The sequence below is a fragment of the Gallaecimonas zhanjiangensis genome (assembly GCF_057624825.1).
The window spans coordinates 2,530,595-2,545,043 of record NZ_CM172603.1; the positions used below are offsets into that span (position 1 = coordinate 2,530,595).

A 14,449-nucleotide genomic window follows, 5' to 3' on the forward strand; every position below is an offset into this window, starting at 1 on the left:
GGCTTAGAGCCTGAAGCGCCCTACCACCTGGCTCAGGCGCCGCGCGGTTTGTTCCACCGCTTTACCTTCCTGGGCGCTGCTTCTGGCATGCTCGGCACTTTGCTTGGCTTTACCGTCGATGTTACTCAGGTTCTGGTTGATATCGCTGACCACCATCGATTGCTGCTCTGTGGCCGCCGCTATCTGGTCGGCGCGGTTACTGACGGTGGTAAGCCGCACCTGAATTTGGGCAAAGGCCTGAGTGGCTTCTTCCACCGCTACCAGGGTGCTGTCTACTTCAATAATGCCGCTTTCCATGGCTTCCACCGTGCCTTTCACGCCGCTTTGCAGGCGGGTGATCATCTGCTGGATATTCTGCGTGGACTCCTGGGTGCGTCCGGCAAGGGTGCGCACTTCATCCGCCACCACCGCAAAGCCCCGGCCAGACTCCCCAGCCCGGGCCGCTTCAATGGCGGCGTTAAGGGCCAACAGGTTGGTCTGCTCGGCAATGGAGCCAATCACATCCAGCACGGTAACGATGTTCTGGGCTTCTTTTTCCAAAAGCGACACCGCTTCAGAGGCCTGGGCCATGGTGTTTGACAGCGAACGGGTCTGGCTGACCGATTTACCGGCAAGCTCGGAGCCGTGCTCGGCATCCATACTGGCGGCGCGGGCTTCTTTGGCTGAGTCGCCGGCGCTTTGGGCCACTTCCTGGATGGAGGCGGTAATTTGTTCAGTGGCCGTTACCAGTTGCTCCAAGGAGCGCACTTGGTCATTGATGGCGTTAAGGGTCAGGCCGCCGGCGCTTTCCACTTCCTGGGCGTGGCGGTTCATCTCACCGGCCACCGCCGTCACCTCCTGCATCTGTTGATGCAGCTGGCCCATCAGTTTGTTGAAATGCCCAGCCAGTTGGCCCAGCTCATCGTCACTGGTGACCTTGACCCTGGCGGTCAGGTCGCCATCGCCCTCGGCGATGTCTTTAATGCGCCGCTCGATACGGCCGGTGGCGGTGGCGACCGATGCCGGTACCAGCCAACCTATCAGCACAAAGATAACCAAGATAATGCCGCCAGCGACCCACAGGGTTACCAGCCGGCTATTGGCCGCCTTGTGCTCACGGGTCGCAATCTGCTGAATGTGGTTTTCAATCAGCTCGGTGCTTTTATCGAGGTAACGGCGGGCATCTTCAAAGCCGTAGTGTTCTTCGATGTTGGCCATGGCTGCCGTCCCTTGCAGCATGGTTTTGGCTTTTTGCTGCCAGGCAGCCACATCTTGGCGAAAGGATTTAATTAACGCGTCCACTTCTGGCAGTGGTGTGAGATCGGCCGCTTTTTGCGAGCGATCCAGCGCCTGCTGGATGTTTTCGTCACGGGTTTTAACGGCAGCGGTGAAATCCTTGCCCTCGGCCTTTCTGACCATGGCATCACGCTCAGCTACCAGGGCCTGGTAAAAGTCGCGGTCGGCTTGCAATACCGCATTGATGGCAGGTAGTAGCTCGGTAATGGTGTTGTCGTTCTGCTGCTGGAGCGCCCTTGTGCCGAAATGGGCCAAGGTCAGCAGAGAAAGGGTTAATAGGGTCAGCAGCAGCAGCGGCAGGCGAATTTTGTTGGCTAGGGACAACGACATGGCAACATCTCAACAAAACAGGTTATCGGTGTTATCGGCAGGTACAGCGAAAACTCAACCGAAACTTTTTCTTTGTATCAGCAGCTTAACGGGCATCGCTCGCCGCTGACACAGCCTTTTGCAATGACGCGCCAAGGCCGTTTGCCAAGGCCAGAGACGTCATCAAAGCGTTTTCAACCAGTCATAAAACTGTCACCCCCTTTCGGCAGAATGCTCGCAGCTGGCATTGCGATACAGTGTCTGTGCATCTCTGAGACATCCTGATATTTTGGCCCCTGGTACCTTACCCGGGGCTTTTTTCTTTTTGGCCCTTTTTTCAGGAGACACCACAGTGCTGTACACCATCATCAGTGAAGACGTACCCAACTCCTTGCCGCTTCGCAGCAGCGTTCGGCCCGCTCACCTGGCCCGCCTCGAAGCGCTTAAAGCGCAAGGCCGCCTGGTACTGGCCGGCCCAAGCCCGGCCATCGACAGTGAAAACCCCGGCGACGCCGGCTTTACTGGCTCGGTGGTGATTGCCGAATTTGCCAGCCTTGCTGAAGCCCAGGCCTGGGCCGATGCCGATCCTTATGTGGAGGCCGGTGTCTACAGCGCCGTTAAGGTAAAGCCGTTTAAGAAGGTATTGCCCTGATCTCAAACAAAAAACGCAGCCAATTGGCTGCGTTTTTTTCAGCTGTTCTGTAACCTCACCAAGAGGCTTGAGGTGTCCCAGCGACTCCCCCCTAAGCGCTGCACGTCGGCGTAGAACTGGTCCACCAGGGCGGTAAGCGGCAAGGCGCTGCCGTTTTTGCGCGCCTCACTCAGGGCAATAGCAAGGTCTTTACGCATCCAGTCCACCGCAAAGCCAAAATCGTACTGGGCCTTGTCCATGGTCAGGGCGCGGTTTTCCATCTGCCAGCTTTGGGCGGCGCCTTTGGAGATAACCTCCACCACGTCGGCCACATTGAGCCCGGCTTTTTGAGCAAAGTTGATGCCCTCGGCAAGGCCCTGCACCACCCCGGCGATACAGATCTGGTTGACCATTTTGCAGAGCTGGCCGCTACCGGCATCACCCAGGCGCTTGATTTGCTTGGCGTAAGTGGCAAGCACGGCTTCGGCGCGCTGGTAGACCGCCTCGTCGCCCCCCACCATGATGGTGAGCTGGCCGTTCTCGGCGCCGGCCTGGCCGCCGGAGATGGGGGCGTCCAAAAAGCCTAGGCCTTGGGCGCCAAGGGCCTGGTGAAGCTCGCGGGCCACCTCGGCGCTGGCGGTGGTGTGGTCCACCAGGGTGCTGCCCGGCGCCATGGCGTCTTTGGCCTGGTAGGCCACGGCGCGCACGTCGTCATCGTTACCGACGCACATCATCACTAGCTCGGCGCCTTGCACCGCGCCGCTGATGGTGGCGTCAAAGCTTCCGCCGTGCTGCTTGGCCCATTGCTCGGCCTTGGCGGTGGTGCGGTTGTAGACACAAACCTCAAAACCGGCGGCCTGCAGATGCCCTGCCATGGGGTAGCCCATGACACCCAATCCCAAAAATGCGACTTTCATTACCACTCCTTAAAAGGACGCTTGGCGCTCATAAGGGGCCTAGCTTGCCACAAGCGGGGCAAGATGTCCGGCCCGGCGCCTTAGGGCGCACTTTGCTTGCGGCCAAAGGCACCGGTGCGGCTTCGCAGCCTGTGGGGCTCATGCTAGACTGGCTCAAGGTTAATTGCATTTTGTTATTAAAATGAATATGTTACGGGCAGTATTTATCATCTTTGCCTGCCTTTGGGCCGGCAAGGGCCTGGTGGCTTTGCTGCCGGTGCCCATCCCTGGCAGCATCATCGGCATGTTGCTGCTGTTTTTGCTGCTGTCGAGCAAGCTGGTCAAGGCCGACTGGGTGATGCCGTTCAGTGCCCCTCTTATCCGCCACATGACCTTGCTGTTTATTCCGGCCGGGGTGGGCCTGATGAATTACCTCGATGTGATTAAGGCCCATGGCCTGGTGCTGGTGGGAGCCTGTTTTTTCTCCACCTTGCTGGTTCTTATCACCATAGGCCGCTGGCATGACCGCCAGGGAGGCCGCCGTGGTGACTGAGTCCTTGCTGTATCTCGCCCTGACCTTGGCCATTTATGCCTTGGTGAGAAAGGCTCAGGCCCGCTTAAAAACGCCGCTGTTAAACCCGGTGCTGATTGGCATTGCGGTATTGGTGCCGCTGCTGGTGGCCCTTAAGGTGCCCTACCAGAGCTACATGCAGGGCGGGCGCTTTATCAACTTCTTTTTAGAGCCGGCGGTGGTGGCCCTCGCCTACCCCTTGTACCAGCAGCTTGACCTTATCCGCGCCCAGTGGAAGGCGCTGCTCAGCACCTGTGTGCTGGGAGTACTGGTGGCCATGGTGTCGGGGCTGGTCATTGCCTGGCTGCTGGGGGCCGACAAACCGGTGCTGCTGTCCATGGCGGCAAAATCGGTGACCACTCCCATCGCCATGGGAGTGAGCGAGCGCATCGGCGGCATTGCCTCCCTGACCGCCGTGTTAGTGCTTTTTGCCGGGGTAACCGGCGCCATCCTCGGCCCTTGGCTGTTGACCCTTTGCAAGGTGAAAAGCCCACAGGCCCGAGGCCTTGCCATGGGCTGCGCCGCCCACGCCATCGGTACCGCCCGGATCGTTGAAGAAAGCGCCGAAGCGGCGGCCTTTTCCAGCCTGGCCCTGAGCCTGTGCGGCATTATCACCGCCTTTGTGGCACCCTTAGTGGTACCCCTGCTAACGGAATGGATGCTATGAAAGTCGCGGTATTTTCGGCCAAGCCCTACGACCAAGCCTCCCTGGGCGCAGTGCAGTGCCCGCTCACCTGGCATTATCTCGAGCCCAAGCTCGATGTGGAAACCGCCAAGCTCGCCCATGGGCACCAGGTGGTGGTGGCGTTCGTTAACGACGATTTGTCCGCCCCGGTGCTGGCTGAGCTAAAGGCGGCGGGGGTGAAGATGGTGGCGCTTCGCTGCGCCGGTTATAACAACCTCGACCTCGACGCCGCCAACGCCCTTGGCATAAGGGTGGCAAGGGTGCCGGCCTACAGCCCAGAAGCGGTGGCCGAGCATGCCATTGCCCTTATCATGATGCTCAACCGGCGCCTGCACCGGGCGTACAACAGGGTTAGGGAAAACAACTTCAGCCTCGACGGTCTCTTAGGCTTTAACCTGCACGGCAAAACCGCTGCCGTTATCGGCACCGGCGCCATTGGCCTTGCCACCGCCCGCATCCTGGCAGGCTTTGGCTGCACCCTCACCGGCTTTGATGTCAAACCTAACCCGGCCTTTAGTGCCCTTGGCGGCCAGTATCTGGGCTTTGATCAATGCATCGAGGGGGCCGACATCATCAGCCTGCATTGCCCCCTGACCCCAGACACCTACCACCTCATCAACGCACAGCGCCTTGGCGCCATGAAACGTGGCGCCATGTTGATTAACACCAGCCGCGGTGCTCTACTAGACACCCAGGCGGCCATAGACGCACTCAAATCGGGGCAGTTGGGTTACCTGGGCCTGGATGTGTACGAACAAGAGGGAGACCTGTTTTTTGAGGATCTGTCCAACCGTATCATCCCGGACGATGTATTCCAGCGGCTGCTGACCTTTCCCAATGTGGTGATCACCGGGCACCAGGGGTATTTCACCCAAGAAGCCCTGAGCGCCATTGCCTGCACCACGGTGCAGAACATTGAAGCCTTCGCCAAGGGTGGTCGCAGCGGCAACGAATTGACCAAGGCTTAATGGATGAACAAATCACTGCTGGCGGCTTCATTGCCGCTTTTGCCGTCTGCGATTGAAAAGCAGGCCGCCGCCTGGCTCAGCCAGCCTCACTTTATCGCCCAATTACCCCCCGCCGAAGTGGCAAACTGGTGCGCCCTGACCCGCTTGAGCAAAGACGAGCTAATGCTGGCGCTATTACCCCTGGCCCGCTGCTTTGCCAATGCGCCCATTTCCGAGTTTTATGTGGGCGCCATTGCCGAAGGTGCCAGCGGCACCTGGTATTTTGGCGCCAACCAGGAATACAGCCCGGCTCCCCTTGGCATGACGGTACACGCCGAGCAATGCGTTATCACCCACGCCCGCCAAAGCGGCGAGCAGCAAATCACCACCCTGGCGGTTAACTACAGCCCTTGTGGCCATTGCCGCCAGTTTATGAGTGAGATGAGTGAAGCGCTGGATTTACGGGTACTGCTGCCGGGCCGCCCGGCAAGGCTACTGGCCGACTACCTGCCGGACGCCTTTGGCCCCTGGGATCTGGATAAGAACGAGCGCCTGCTAAAACCGGCGCCCACGGCTTTTACGCAAAATTCGCCAGAGCCGCTGAAGCAAGCCGCCATTGATGCGGCAAGTGCCAGCCACGCCCCTTACACCCACACCCGGGCCGGGGTGGCCCTTGAGGTGGCCGGGCGCATTATCACCGGCAGTTACCTTGAAAACGCCGCCTACAACCCCAGCTTGCCTCCCTTGCAGGCCGCACTGGTGATGCTGGCGGTGCAAGGTTTGCCCTTAAGCGCCGAGCGCCTGGTACTGGCCGAGCAGCAGGGGAAGGTGTCACTGCTGGCCAGCACCCAGGCCCTAGCCCAGGCTCTTGGGCTGCCGGCCCCTGAGTACATCGCCCTTTAGTCCTTACTGTCTTCCAAGGCTTGTGGCTTGGGCGGCTTTAGCCGCCCTTGCTGATACAGGGCTTGGCGCAGCACGTATTCAATCTGGGCGTTCAACGAGCGCAGCTCGTCGTCGGCCCAGCCTTGCAAGGCGCTAAGCACTTGGGGGTCGATACGCAGCGGATAGGCTTTTTTAGCCATGGCTCAGTAAAGGCTACCGGCGTTAACCACCGGCTGGGTGTGGCTTTCACCGCAGAGCACCACCAGCAGGTTGGACACCATGGCCGCCCGGCGCTCTTCGTCCAGTTCCACCACCCCTTGCGCTTTTAACTGCTCCAGCGCCAGTTGCACCATGGAAACCGCCCCTTCCACCACCTTGGTACGGGCCGCCACCACCGCAGCGGCCTGTTGGCGGCGCAGCATGGCAGAAGCAATTTCCGGCGCGTAGGCCAAGTGCGAGATACGCGCTTCAATCACCTCTACCCCGGCTTTGTCGAGGCGGGCCTGAATTTCGGCCTTGAGCTGCTCGGCAATGTCCTGGGTGTGGCTGCGAAGGGCCACTTCACCGGTTTCGTGCTGATCGTAGGGGTAGGAGGTGGCGAGGTTACGCACCGCCGCCTCGGACTGAATGGCCACAAAGTCGGTAAAATCGTCCACCTCGAATACCGCGTCGTAGGTGTCCACCACCCGCCACACCACCACGGCGGCAATCTCGATGGGGTTACCGGCTTCGTCGTTGACCTTGAGCTTGTCACTCTCGAAGTTACGGATACGCAGCGACACCCGCTGCTTGCTGTAAAAGGGGTTGGCCCAGCGCAGGCCGGGGGCCACCACGGTGCCAGTGTAGCTGCCAAAAAGCTGCAACACCTTAGCCTCGTTGGGGGCCACCATGAAAAACCCCAGCAGGCTTATCACCGCGCAAATGCCCACCACTATGGCAACCAGCTTGAAGAATATCCCTGGCGCGGCCGCCACCCCCAGCAGTGCCAGCACGATCAATACCGGCAGTACCAGCAGCATCAGGTAGCCGGAGGCTACGGTTCTACGTTGTTCTTGCATTCCCTGAACCCTCAAATTGATATCACAATGATATCTAGTTGAGATTTTCACTTCGGTCAAGTCGTTGTCCCGCCGCCACGGCTTTGGCATCCTTGGCCCATTCACAAGCCAGCGGGCAACCACCATGACCTTACCCTTCGTAATCAAAGCAGGCGCCAGCGCCCGGGCCAAACTGCTAAAAGACGGCTTCGAGCCAGCGCAATTCTCTGCCATGCTCGGCGCCTCCGGCGGCCCCAAGTGGTTTGTGCTGGCAGGGCTTGACCAGCAGCTGGCCAGCGACTTTTTACCAAAAGCCGGCCCCCTTAAATTGCTGGGAAGCTCGGTTGGCGGTTGGCGCATGGCCGCCCATGCCACCGCCGAGCCGGTGGCGGCCATTGAGCGGTTTAGGGATTTTTACCACCACCTTTCCTACGCGGATGGCGCCACCCCACGGCATATCTCCGATTCGAGCCGGGCCATGGTAAAAGCGCTGCTGGGTGATAGTGGTATTGATGAGATCCTCACCAACCGCCAGCGCCAGCTGCATCTGGTGACCGCCGGTTGCCGGGGGCTCCTTAAAAGCGAGCGCAAGGGCCCGCAGATGCTGGGCCTGGGCCTGGCGGCCCTTGGTAACCTCATCAGCCGCAACACCCTTGGCGCCTTTTTTGGGCGCAGCATCTTTCATACCGGCGCCCACAGCCCCTGGCTTGGCCGCGATGCCATTGCCACCGAGTTTGTAGCCCTTGACCGCCACAGCCTGCCCCTGGCCCTGGAAGCCACCGGCGCTATTCCACTGGTGCTCGAAGGGGTAAAGCTCGCCGCCAGCCGCCACAGCGTGCACCGGGACGGCGGCATCATCGACTACCACTTCGACCTGCCGCTAGACACCGAAGGCCTGGTGCTCTATCCGCACTTTTACGACAAAGCCATTCCCGGCTGGTTTGACAAAGGCCTTGGCTGGCGCAAGCCAAAGCCCGAGCATTACGACAAGGTGGTGATGGTGGCGCCAAGCCCGGCGCTGGTGGCGTCCTTGCCGCACCAAAAGATCAGTGACCGCAAGGACTTTGAACGTTTTGATGACAAGGCGCGCATCGAATATTGGCAACAAGTAATTGATGCCGGTAGGAAAATGGCAGACAGCTTTGCGCAAGCTGTCAAAAACGGACAATGGCAACAAGCTCTGGTTTAAGCTGTGGTATTCTCCCGCACCATAATAATATCGTTACCCTACAAAGCTTAAGGAGACCAGAAAAGGATGCGACGTCCACTGGTAATGGGAAACTGGAAGCTGCATGGCACCAAGGCTTCCGTTGAGAAACTGCTGGTCGACCTGATGGCGAGCACCAGCGAGCTTAAAGACGTCGATATCGCCGTCTGCCCTCCTGCCATTTTTATCGGCCAAGCCGAGCAACTGCTGCGCAATGGCGCTATCGAGATCGGCGCTCAAAATATCGACGTTAACCGCCAAGGCGCTTTCACCGGCGAAATCGCGGCCGACATGCTGGGCGAGTTTGGGGTCAAATACGTGCTGGTGGGGCACTCCGAGCGCCGCGCCATGCACCACGAAAACGACGACTTGGTGGCCCGCAAATTCGAGGCCGTCAAGGAAGCGGGGCTGATTCCGGTGCTGTGCGTCGGTGAAACACAAACCGAGCGCCACAACGGCGAAACCAAAGACGTGATTGGCCACCAAATTCAGGCGGTCATCAAGCGCTGCGGCCGCAAGAGCTTTGAAAACGCGGTGGTAGCTTACGAGCCGGTGTGGGCCATCGGCTCCGGCCAGGCCGCGAGCCCGGTAGACGCCCAAAAAGTGCATCAGTTTATCCGCGAGCTGGTTGCCGCCCAGGACAAAGACAGCAGCGAGGCGCTGCGCATCCTTTACGGCGGCTCGGTAAAAGCCAGCAACGCCCAGGCGCTCTTTTCCATGGACGACGTAGACGGCGCCCTGGTGGGAGGAGCCTCCCTCGATGCCGGCGAGTTTGCCAGCATCATCAAGGCTGCCAAGTAACGCAAACGAACCGCCGCAAGGCGGTTTTTTTATGGCCACAACCCTTGCCTCGCGGCAGCGGCATGACTAGTATCCTCAGGCTTTTTTGGCTTACAAAAACCGCTTTCCAATAATAAGGAACAGAACATGGCTTCCATCCCGCATATCGACATGAGTCGCTATGACACGGACTTCGACGCTTTCGTTCAGGACATCGGCCAGGGCTATGAGTCCTTCGGCTTTGTGGCCCTGACCGACCACGGCATCGACAGCGACACCATCCACGGTGCCCTGGACATCAGCCGCGAACTTTTTGCCCTGCCGGAACAAACCAAGAAAAAATACTACCTGCAAGGCAAGGGCGGCGCCCGTGGCTACACCCCCTTTGGCACCGAGATCGCCAAAGACGCCAAACATGTCGACTTAAAAGAGTTTTGGCACGTCGGCCGGGAACTGGAAGGCCAAGCGCCCTACCCGCAGCTCACCCCCAACGCTTGGCCCGAAGAAGTGCCGGCTTTCAAGCCGCGCATGGTCGAGCTGTACAAGGCCCTGGACGCCCTGGGCAACAAAGTGCTGGACGCCCTGGCGGTGTACCTAGACCAGCCCCGCGACTACTTCCGCGACAAGGTCAACCTGGGTAACTCCATCCTGCGCCCGCTGCACTACCCGCCCATTATCGACGAGGGCACCCCCTCGGTACGCGCCGCCGCCCACGAAGACATCAACGTGCTGACGTTGCTGGTGGGTTCCCGCGAGCCGGGCCTGGAAGTGCTGGCTAAAGACGGCAGCTGGATTGAAGTGTCCATCATCGAAGGGGCCATCATCTGCAACATCGGCGACATGCTGCAGCGCCTCACTAACTACCGGCTGCCTTCTACCACCCACCGGGTGGTGAACCCGCCGCTGCCCTACAGCGCCAGCTCCCGCTATTCCATTCCGTTCTTCCTGCACTTCAACCCGGACGTCATCATCGACGCCCTGGAAAGCTGCGTTAGTGACGAGAACCCCAAGAAAGATCCGGCCATCAGCTCCGACGATTACCTGATGGAACGGCTGCGGGAAATCGGCCTTATCAAATAAGGCCACCCCTTACAAAAGGCGCCCTCTGGGCGCTTTTTTTATGCAAAAAAAGCGGCTTCCCGAAGGAAGCCGTAGAGGGTGCGTCCAAAAAACCGCTGGGAAAGTCCAGGGTTATAGCGATGCGACGCCGGATTGAAGTGTGCCTCCAAGACGCTGCCTGTCCCTCTCCCTTGCCTGGCTTACCGGTATCAAACCGGCTTGCCTTAGCAGAGCAGGAGGCGCGCTTCACCCCGACGCATTGACAGGTTGCCCGCTGTTTTGGCCAAGGGGCATGATAAGGAGGTGAGATATTGATGATCTTTTTATTTTACAAATAAAATCAGGAAGATACGTTGACTAAAAACCGGGACGTTGCCCTTGAGAACATCAAAAACGCCTTTGTTATTGGCGATTTTGTAGTGCGCCCGGAGCACCACAGCCTGGTAAAAGACGGCCAGGAACAGCTACTTGAACCCAGGGCCATGACCATCCTGATGCTGCTGGCACGCCAGGCTGGCGAGCTGGTCAGCCGCGAAGCGCTGCTTCTTGAAGCCTGGCCGGGGCGGGTGGTGTCAGACAACGCCATCAACCAGTTCATCACCAAACTGCGGCGAAGTCTGGGCGACGACGCCAAAGAGCCCCGTTACATCGTTACCGTTCCCAAGCGCGGCTACCGGCTGATAGCCCCGGTAGAAGAAGTGCTACTTGAGGCGCCGCGCCTGCCGCAGCCCCTGACCAACCAGCCCCCGGCGCCGCCAGAGCGTGCCACCTGGCCAGGCTGGGCCCTGGCCCTGCTGTTGTTGCTGCCAGTGCTGCAAGGGGTCTTTACCACCTTGAAGCGCCAAAGCGGCTTTAACCACCAAGAGCCGCTGGTCAGGCTCCCGGGGAGCCAGCAACAGCCAAGGCTCTCTGCTGACGGCCAATACCTTGCCTTTAGCTATCGTGAAGAGGACGGCCCCAGTCAGCTTTATATCCAAAAACTGGCCCAGCCCCATCAGCCGCCCCAAAGGCCGCAGCCCCTCACCGGCCAAGACGCCGACCGCCAGGCACCGGCCTGGTCGCCAGACGGTAAAGCGCTCGCTTACCTGTGGCGCCATGGCCAGCAGTGCCAAATTCGCCTGGCCGCCCTTGACCGGCAAAGTGGCCGGCTAAGCGGCGCGCGCGCCCTGACCTTTTGCCAAACGGCCGACAACCACAGCCAACTGGCCTTCAGCCACGACGGCAAAAGCCTGTATTTCAACCGCCGCTCTAAGCCGCGCGCGCCATATCAGCTTTATCAGCTGCACCTTGGCACCGGCCGCTTGACGGCCCTGACCCACCCCACCGAACCCGGTGATGGCGACCTGGCCTTTGCCTTGTCACAAGACGGCCGCCAGCTGCTGGTGGCCAGAGACAGTTACTGGCAGAGCCAATCTGTGTACCTAAAAGACCTTACTAGTGGCCACGGGGTGCGCTTGCTGCAAGATACGGCCGTCAACGCTTTGGCTTGGGGTGAGGATAACCGCCACTACTACCTGGCGCGGCCAAACGGCGAGGTAAGCCGTTATGCCCTTGGCAAGCAAAAAGGAGAGGCGCTGGCGGTCGGTTCGGTTGAGGCGATGGCCTTTAGTGGCGACAAGCTGGTGGTGAGCCAGGGACACTGGCAGAGCGCGCTCTTTGAACTCAAGGCGCCCTTTAGCGGCGCCAGGCCGACCTTAAAGGCGCTGCAAGCAGGCCGCGCCAGCCCAGGTTTTGCCGGCATGGATAACCGCCAACCCAAAGCCACACCGCCCCTGCCTACCGGGGCCAGAAATCTTGCCTGGAGCGATGATGGCCATAGCCTTTATTTTGCGTCCAACCAGCAAGGAGACTGGCAAATCTGGCGCTACCAGGGCGATGACCGGAGCGTTCGTCAGGTGACCGAGCACGGCGGCTTTTGCGCCAGGCCAGATAGCCAACAGCACTTTCTTTATTTCACCCGCCTGCATAAAACCGGCCTTTGGCGGCAGAATTTAAAAACCGGCTCTGTGACTGCCATTAATGCCAACATCGATTGGCAGCGCTGTGAAAGCTGGGCAATAACTGACCAGGCCGTTTTTTATTTAACGCAGGCCCCTCATCCTAAATTGATGCGTTTTGATTTCAGCCTGGGTTTGGAAAATGAAGTCACGCAATTGGCAGATGCCGAGCAAACACAATTTGCCATAGCCAAAGATGAATCGCGGATACTTTTTACCCAGCAAAGCCGCGATAAATCCGCCATTTCATTACTGCGCCGTTAAGGGGTATCATTTGCGCCCTTTCTGGCTTAATGGTCAGTAAACCCTTGGCTAAATTGGCATTGTCGCAATTTAGTTTCCTTGCCTAAACTTTGCCCCGTCGTAACCCCTTAGAGAGGGATACGCCTTTTACCTTTTGCAGGGAGTGATTATGAAAAAGGTTAGTGCTTTTCGTTTGTCTGCTGCTGCCACTTTGATGGCATTTGCTTTTGCTTCTCAGGCTGCCGATGTATCTACAGACGATTTGGCAGGTCGCGTTTACCTGGGTGGCCACATTGGCGCCATGGACCTCGATTCCGATCGCATGATCGAGAAACATGGTGGTATCTATGAACCCAAGCAAGATTTCAAAACCTTCGTTCCTGGCCTGGAACTGGGCTACCGTATTTCCCCGCTGTGGGAAGTCCGTGGTTATTATGACTACCTGCAAGCCGATCTGAAGAACAGCAATTCTTCCGGCTACGGTGAGTCTTACGGTGCCGACGTATTGTTCAACGTCACCGACCACTTTTACACCGGTCTGGGTATCAACCGCACCAAGGTTGAAAACCTGAGCGACACCTTTGCCCGCCTGACTCTGGGCTACCGCACCTTCTTGACCGACAGCCTGGCGTTTCGCACCGAAGTCGCGGCCCAGCAGAACGACAGCAACTTCACCGATTACGTGGCCAACGTTGGCTTCCAGTACTTCTTCGGTGGCGCGCCCAAGCAGGAAGTGGCTCCCAAGCCCGCCCCGGCCCCTGTGGTCGTAGACTCCGACGGTGACGGCGTACCGGATGACCGTGATGCCTGCCCGGGCACCCCGGCCAACTACAAGGTCGACGAGCGCGGCTGTACCAAGTATGAAACCCAAACCGTGACCGAAAAACTGCTGGTGAACTTCGACACCAACTCGGCCACCGTCAAGCCTCAGTACTTCTCTGAGATTGAGCGTGTTGCCAAGTTCATGAAGGACTTCCCGCAGCTGGACGTCGTGATCGAAGGTCACACCGACGACACCGGCGCCGCCAGCTACAACCTGAAGCTGTCTGAGCGCCGCGCCAAAGCTGTTGGCGACGTACTGGCCAGCCAGTTCGGTATCGACAAAGCCCGCATCAAAACCGTAGGCTACGGCGAAAGCCAGCCGGCTGTTGAAGGCACCAGCAAAGAAGCCCGTGCTGCCAACCGCCGCATCGAGGCCAAGCTGTCCGCTACCAAGCGGGTTCCAGACACCAAGTAAGTTGACCTTGGTGCAGGGGGAGCCTTAGGCTCCCCTTTTTTATGGGAGAGTGACATGTTTAAACCGCTGCGCTGGCTGCTCCAGGGCTTTTTGATAACGGCGCCCGTGCTGCTCACCATCTACTTGGTGTGGGCCCTGTACCGCTATTTTAATAACGGCCTGTTCCAACCCATTGCCCTGCTTCTCGAGCCCCTGCTTGGCGCCCCAGTCCCCCAATGGCTGGTGGCCCCGGTTGGCTTGCTGCTGACGCTGCTCATCATCATGACCATTGGCCTTCTGGCCGGGAACTTCCTTGGCCGGCAGCTATTTAGCCTGGTGGACAACATCATGGAGCGCCTGCCCCTGGTCAAGCTGCTCTACGGCGCCATCAAGGACGTGCTGGGCGCCATTACCGGCCAGGACAAACGCTTTTCAAAGCCGGTGCTGGTCCGAATTAACGCCGATATCGAAGTGATAGGTTTTGTCACCCGCGACAGCCTTGATGAAATGGGCCTTGAAGGCCGGGTGGCGGTGTACCTGCCCCAGTCTTTTAACTTTGCCGGCAACCTGGTGCTGGTGGCCAAGGACAAGGTGACTCCCCTTAACATGTCGGCGGCCGAGGTGCTGCCCTTGGTGGTGGCTGGCGGCGTTTCAAAACAGGGAAATGGCGACTCGTCCCGCCAGGGATTGTAAAGACGGCTACCCTGTTGGATG

15 protein-coding genes are annotated in these 14,449 nt (G+C 59.1%); 11 read left to right on the top strand and 4 right to left on the bottom strand.

What is annotated here, in order from left to right; genetic code table 11:
* Positions 1-3 precede the first annotated feature (3 nt).
* A complete protein-coding gene (locus AC22G1_RS12045; protein ID WP_487313602.1) occupies positions 4-1,605 on the bottom strand; it encodes a methyl-accepting chemotaxis protein in 1,602 nt (533 codons plus the stop codon).
* Between the two features lie 331 nt (positions 1,606-1,936).
* Here AC22G1_RS12045 and AC22G1_RS12050 point away from each other — a divergent pair, with 331 nt between their 5' ends.
* Complete coding sequence (locus AC22G1_RS12050; protein WP_487313603.1) at positions 1,937-2,236, top strand: YciI family protein; 300 nt, start codon at positions 1,937-1,939, stop codon at positions 2,234-2,236.
* A gap of 38 nt (positions 2,237-2,274) precedes the next feature.
* On the opposite strand, the gene AC22G1_RS12055 is transcribed toward AC22G1_RS12050, so the two are convergent.
* Entirely contained in the window at positions 2,275-3,132 is an 858-nt protein-coding gene (locus AC22G1_RS12055; protein ID WP_487313604.1) for an NAD(P)-dependent oxidoreductase, read from the bottom strand.
* Positions 3,133-3,313: 181 nt separating this feature from the next.
* Between AC22G1_RS12055 and AC22G1_RS12060 the strand changes: the two genes are divergently transcribed.
* From AC22G1_RS12060 to cdd, 4 genes are read left to right on the top strand one after another with little or no spacing between them, the layout of a single operon-like run.
* The gene (locus AC22G1_RS12060; protein WP_157052946.1) at positions 3,314-3,664 is read left to right on the top strand and encodes a CidA/LrgA family protein; all 351 of its coding nucleotides are present in this window, start codon (positions 3,314-3,316) and stop codon (positions 3,662-3,664) included.
* On the top strand, positions 3,633-4,349 hold the full coding sequence (locus AC22G1_RS12065) for a CidB/LrgB family autolysis modulator (RefSeq protein WP_487313605.1): 717 nt from the start codon (positions 3,633-3,635) through the stop codon (positions 4,347-4,349). The genes AC22G1_RS12060 and AC22G1_RS12065 overlap by 32 nt, the downstream gene beginning before the upstream one ends.
* Positions 4,346-5,335, top strand: a complete 990-nt coding sequence (locus tag AC22G1_RS12070; protein WP_487313606.1) for a 2-hydroxyacid dehydrogenase — start codon at positions 4,346-4,348, stop codon at positions 5,333-5,335. Before AC22G1_RS12065 ends, AC22G1_RS12070 begins: the two co-directional genes overlap by 4 nt.
* 3 nt (positions 5,336-5,338) lie before the next feature.
* The gene (cdd, locus tag AC22G1_RS12075; protein WP_487313607.1) at positions 5,339-6,217 is read left to right on the top strand and encodes a cytidine deaminase; all 879 of its coding nucleotides are present in this window, start codon (positions 5,339-5,341) and stop codon (positions 6,215-6,217) included.
* On the opposite strand, the gene AC22G1_RS12080 is transcribed toward cdd, so the two are convergent.
* Entirely contained in the window at positions 6,214-6,396 is a 183-nt protein-coding gene (locus AC22G1_RS12080) for a type II toxin-antitoxin system antitoxin (RefSeq protein ID WP_487313608.1), read from the bottom strand. The two genes, cdd and AC22G1_RS12080, sit on opposite strands and share 4 nt — an antisense overlap.
* Positions 6,397-6,399: 3 nt before the next feature.
* The gene (locus AC22G1_RS12085) at positions 6,400-7,254 is read right to left on the bottom strand and encodes an SPFH domain-containing protein (RefSeq protein ID WP_487313609.1); all 855 of its coding nucleotides are present in this window, start codon (positions 7,252-7,254) and stop codon (positions 6,400-6,402) included.
* Positions 7,255-7,378: 124 nt separating this feature from the next.
* Here AC22G1_RS12085 and AC22G1_RS12090 point away from each other — a divergent pair, with 124 nt between their 5' ends.
* The 6 genes from AC22G1_RS12090 to AC22G1_RS12115 all read left to right on the top strand — a co-directional run bounded on the left by AC22G1_RS12090 (position 7,379) and on the right by AC22G1_RS12115 (position 14,428).
* A complete protein-coding gene (locus tag AC22G1_RS12090) occupies positions 7,379-8,422 on the top strand; it encodes a hypothetical protein (RefSeq protein WP_487313610.1) in 1,044 nt (347 codons plus the stop codon).
* 66 nt (positions 8,423-8,488) lie between these two features.
* On the top strand, positions 8,489-9,241 hold the full coding sequence (gene tpiA, locus AC22G1_RS12095) for a triose-phosphate isomerase (protein WP_487313611.1): 753 nt from the start codon (positions 8,489-8,491) through the stop codon (positions 9,239-9,241).
* A gap of 126 nt (positions 9,242-9,367) precedes the next feature.
* Positions 9,368-10,300: an isopenicillin N synthase family dioxygenase gene (locus tag AC22G1_RS12100; protein WP_487313612.1), complete on the top strand. Its 933-nt coding sequence runs from the start codon at positions 9,368-9,370 to the stop codon at positions 10,298-10,300.
* Between the two features lie 332 nt (positions 10,301-10,632).
* Complete coding sequence (locus tag AC22G1_RS12105) at positions 10,633-12,540, top strand: winged helix-turn-helix domain-containing protein (protein ID WP_487313613.1); 1,908 nt, start codon at positions 10,633-10,635, stop codon at positions 12,538-12,540.
* A 148-nt stretch (positions 12,541-12,688) separates the two neighbouring features.
* Entirely contained in the window at positions 12,689-13,756 is a 1,068-nt protein-coding gene (locus AC22G1_RS12110) for an OmpA family protein (RefSeq protein WP_487313614.1), read from the top strand.
* Positions 13,757-13,810: 54 nt separating this feature from the next.
* A complete protein-coding gene (locus AC22G1_RS12115) occupies positions 13,811-14,428 on the top strand; it encodes a DUF502 domain-containing protein (protein WP_487313615.1) in 618 nt (205 codons plus the stop codon).
* Positions 14,429-14,449: the final 21 nt, after the last annotated feature.

What these genes read in the sequence shown, in the direction of transcription:
- AC22G1_RS12055 (WP_487313604.1), bottom strand. Translation starts at nt 3,132, where the DNA reads ATGAAAGTCGCATTTTTGGGATTGGGTGTCATGGGCTACCCCATGGCA.
- AC22G1_RS12110 (WP_487313614.1), top strand. Translation starts at nt 12,689, where the DNA reads ATGAAAAAGGTTAGTGCTTTTCGTTTGTCTGCTGCTGCCACTTTGATG.
- AC22G1_RS12115 (WP_487313615.1), top strand. Translation starts at nt 13,811, where the DNA reads ATGTTTAAACCGCTGCGCTGGCTGCTCCAGGGCTTTTTGATAACGGCG.
- AC22G1_RS12060 (WP_157052946.1), top strand. Translation starts at nt 3,314, where the DNA reads ATGAATATGTTACGGGCAGTATTTATCATCTTTGCCTGCCTTTGGGCC.
- AC22G1_RS12090 (WP_487313610.1), top strand. Translation starts at nt 7,379, where the DNA reads ATGACCTTACCCTTCGTAATCAAAGCAGGCGCCAGCGCCCGGGCCAAA.
- tpiA (WP_487313611.1), top strand. Translation starts at nt 8,489, where the DNA reads ATGCGACGTCCACTGGTAATGGGAAACTGGAAGCTGCATGGCACCAAG.
- AC22G1_RS12045 (WP_487313602.1), bottom strand. Translation starts at nt 1,605, where the DNA reads ATGTCGTTGTCCCTAGCCAACAAAATTCGCCTGCCGCTGCTGCTGCTG.
- cdd (WP_487313607.1), top strand. Translation starts at nt 5,339, where the DNA reads ATGAACAAATCACTGCTGGCGGCTTCATTGCCGCTTTTGCCGTCTGCG.
- AC22G1_RS12065 (WP_487313605.1), top strand. Translation starts at nt 3,633, where the DNA reads ATGACCGCCAGGGAGGCCGCCGTGGTGACTGAGTCCTTGCTGTATCTC.
- AC22G1_RS12070 (WP_487313606.1), top strand. Translation starts at nt 4,346, where the DNA reads ATGAAAGTCGCGGTATTTTCGGCCAAGCCCTACGACCAAGCCTCCCTG.
- AC22G1_RS12080 (WP_487313608.1), bottom strand. Translation starts at nt 6,396, where the DNA reads ATGGCTAAAAAAGCCTATCCGCTGCGTATCGACCCCCAAGTGCTTAGC.
- AC22G1_RS12085 (WP_487313609.1), bottom strand. Translation starts at nt 7,254, where the DNA reads ATGCAAGAACAACGTAGAACCGTAGCCTCCGGCTACCTGATGCTGCTG.
- AC22G1_RS12100 (WP_487313612.1), top strand. Translation starts at nt 9,368, where the DNA reads ATGGCTTCCATCCCGCATATCGACATGAGTCGCTATGACACGGACTTC.